This is a genomic window from Allostella sp., from assembly GCF_041913585.1.
In the GTDB taxonomy this organism is placed as follows: domain Bacteria; phylum Pseudomonadota; class Alphaproteobacteria; order ATCC43930; family Allostellaceae; genus Allostella.
In genome coordinates, this window is the sequence record NZ_JAYSFE010000254.1 from 1 (window position 1) to 2645 (window position 2645).

3 protein-coding genes are annotated in these 2645 nt (G+C 73.2%); 1 reads left to right on the plus strand and 2 read right to left on the minus strand.

What is annotated here, in order from left to right; translation table 11 throughout:
* Together ACE3Q3_RS23860 and ACE3Q3_RS23865 are read right to left on the minus strand one after the other, a co-directional pair.
* Window positions 1–583 (minus strand): glycine betaine ABC transporter substrate-binding protein (locus ACE3Q3_RS23860; protein ID WP_374450274.1); only part of this gene is annotated, 583 nt, incomplete at its 3' end.
* Between the two features lie 70 nt (window positions 584–653).
* A complete protein-coding gene (locus tag ACE3Q3_RS23865) occupies window positions 654–1544 on the minus strand; it encodes a phytanoyl-CoA dioxygenase family protein (protein WP_374450276.1) in 891 nt (296 codons plus the stop codon).
* A 66-nt stretch (window positions 1545–1610) separates the two neighbouring features.
* On the opposite strand from ACE3Q3_RS23865, the gene ACE3Q3_RS23870 reads away from it, so the two are divergent.
* Entirely contained in the window at window positions 1611–2645 is a 1035-nt protein-coding gene (locus ACE3Q3_RS23870) for a LacI family DNA-binding transcriptional regulator (RefSeq protein WP_374450278.1), read from the plus strand.

Below are 2645 nucleotides of genomic sequence, written 5' to 3' on the forward strand. Positions count from 1 at the left end.
CGTCCTGGAGGTCGGCGAACATCGCCGCCTCGTTGGCGGCGTCGACGACGACGAACGGCAGCCCGAGGGCCGCGATGCGCTCGGCATCGAAGCCGCCCCAGAGGCCGGGCAGGCCGAGATAGCGGCCCTTGGGCGCGGTGTCCGGCGTGGCGAAGGCCGCCCCGCAGTTCCGCAGCGCCCGCCAGTCCGGCAGTCCGGGACAGCGCTCCTTCATGTAGAGGGGATACCACCAGTCCTCGACCGCCGTCGGCCCGAGCGCGCCCAGCCGCTCGACCTTGCCGGTCGCCTCGGCGCGGCGCATCGCCGGCCGTGCGGTGGTGTCCCATTGTTCGGTCACGACGTCGACCCGGCCCGCCACCATGGCGTCGAGACCGGCGAGATAGTCGGTGACGACGTAGCGCGTCCGGTAGCCGCTGCGCTCCAGGATGCCGCCGACGAGGCGCGCGGTCAGCTGCTGCCCGGTCCAGTCATGGACGGCGATGCGGATCGGATCGCGCGATTCCTGCGCCGCCGCCGGCCCGAGCCGGGCGGTCAGCCCGAGTGCGGCGGCCAGCGCCGCCGCCAGCATGACGGTCCTGAGCATCTCCCCTCCCCGCCGCCTCCGGCCTCGGCACCATCGAACCATGGGCCGGGCGCGGGAACAACGGGCAGCCTCAGCCGGCGGGCGCGGGCTCCTCGCGCATCTCGAACCAGCGCCGCGCGGTCGCGGTCTGGCTCTCGTAGATCGAACCCTTGAAGCGGGGCGGCGGCAGCGGCATGCGCACCGGCGCCGGCACGATCCGCGGCGTGATCGGGGACTGCCCCGCGACCATCCGCGACTGGAAATCCGCGAAGTCGCCGACGCCGTTCAGCGGATAGGCGTCCGCGGCGGCGAACTCGTAGAGGAGCAGCGTGCGCGGCCGCGCCGAGAAGTTCTGCGCCGAGCCGTGCACCGCCCGCACATGATGGAAGGTCATCGAACCGGCGGGGGCCAGCAGCGGCACCGCCTGCGACAGGTCGAGGCCGGGGCAGGCCTCGGGCTGCATCGCGCCGCAGAAATGGCCGCTCGCGTCGTGATGGTCCCAGGTCGGGCCGCGATGGGAGCCGGGCACCACCAGCAGCGGCCCGTTGTCGGGGCCGGCATCGTCGAGCAGCACGCCGACCGCCAGCAGGTCGTCGTTGGTGTGCGGGTAGAAGGCCCAGTCCTGATGCCATTCGACCGGCGAGCCGTAGCCCGGCGCCTTCATGTTGATCTTCGACCCGTGCAGGCGCACGTCGGGGCCCAGCAACTGGCGCAGGATCTCGACCATCGGGCCGTAGCCCGCAAGCGTGCGGAAGAAGGGGAAGTTCGCGTGCGGCACCTTGATCCGCCGCACCCGCGGCGCGTCCGGCCGGTGCGACGGCTCGAGGTCGTAGATCCCGTCGTGGGTCGTCCGTCCGCGCGCTCCGTCGCAGATTTCGGCCACCGTCTGGCGAATCTTGCTCAACGTCCCGGCATCCAGCACGCTGGGCGCCACGACGTAGCCATTCTCGCGATAGAACTCGATGTCCGCGACCGACAGCATGGTCCCCGTTCCTCCCGCCTCGCTCCGGCGCATCCCAGGCCGGAATGGGCGTATGTTAGCGCTGTCATGAGCGATGCGTCAACGGGCCGCGGCCGGCGGCCGCGCGGCGCCTCCGGCCGCCCCCGCATCGAGGATGTCGCCGCCGCCGCCGGAACCACCGCGATCACCGTGTCCCGCACGCTGCGCCAGCCCGACAAGGTGGCACCGGAGACGCGACGGCGGGTCATGGAGGCGATCGAGGCGCTGGGCTACATCCCGAACCTCTCGGCAAGCGCGCTGGCGTCGCGCCGGAGCGGGATCATGGCCCTCGTCGTGCCGACCATCGCCAACTCCGTCTTCGCCGAGACCGTCGACGGGTTCTCGGAGGTGGCCGGTCGCGCCGGCCTGCAGATCCTGCTCGGTCAGGGCACCTACTCGCCCGAGGCCGAGCACGCGCTGCTGACCGCGCTCGCCGGGCGCCAGCCCGATGCCCTGGCGCGCATCGGCATCGTGCGTCGCCCCGAGACCCGCGCGCTCCTGAAGCGCACCCGGATCCCGATCGCCGAGACCTGGGACCTGACCGACGACCCGATCGATCTCGTCGTCGGCTTCTCGAACCGCGCGGCGGGGCGCGCCATGACGCGCCACCTGCTCGCGCGCGGCCGCCGGCGCATCGCCTATATCGGCAGCGACGACGACCGTGCCGCCGCGCGCCGCCATGGCTATGCCGAGGCGCTGGCGGAGACCGGCCTGGAACCGGCGGCCCCCGATATTCGCGTCCAGGAGATCACCTACGGCGCCGGCCGGCGTGCCCTGCGCGCCCTCCTGCAGCTCGCCCCCGAGGCGGACGCCGCCTTCTGCGCCAACGACGTGCTGGCGGTGGGGGCGCTGCTCGAGTGCCGGAAGGTCGGCGTCGTGGTCCCGGACCAGCTGGCGATCGCCGGCCTCGGCGACCTCGAGATCGCCCAGGAACTGACGCCCGCCCTGACGACGGTCCGCGTCCCCTCGCGCGCCATCGGCGCCCGGGCGGCGGAACTGCTGCTCGCCCGCATCGCCGGCGAGCCCGTCGAGCGCCGCGTCGTCGACCTCGGCTTCGAGATCGTCGAGCGCGAGAGCGTGTGA

Excerpts from the sequence above, each read along its gene's own strand:
- ACE3Q3_RS23865 (WP_374450276.1), bottom strand. The coding sequence starts at position 1,544 with ATGCTGTCGGTCGCGGACATCGAGTTCTATCGCGAGAATGGCTACGTC.
- ACE3Q3_RS23870 (WP_374450278.1), top strand. The coding sequence starts at position 1,611 with ATGAGCGATGCGTCAACGGGCCGCGGCCGGCGGCCGCGCGGCGCCTCC.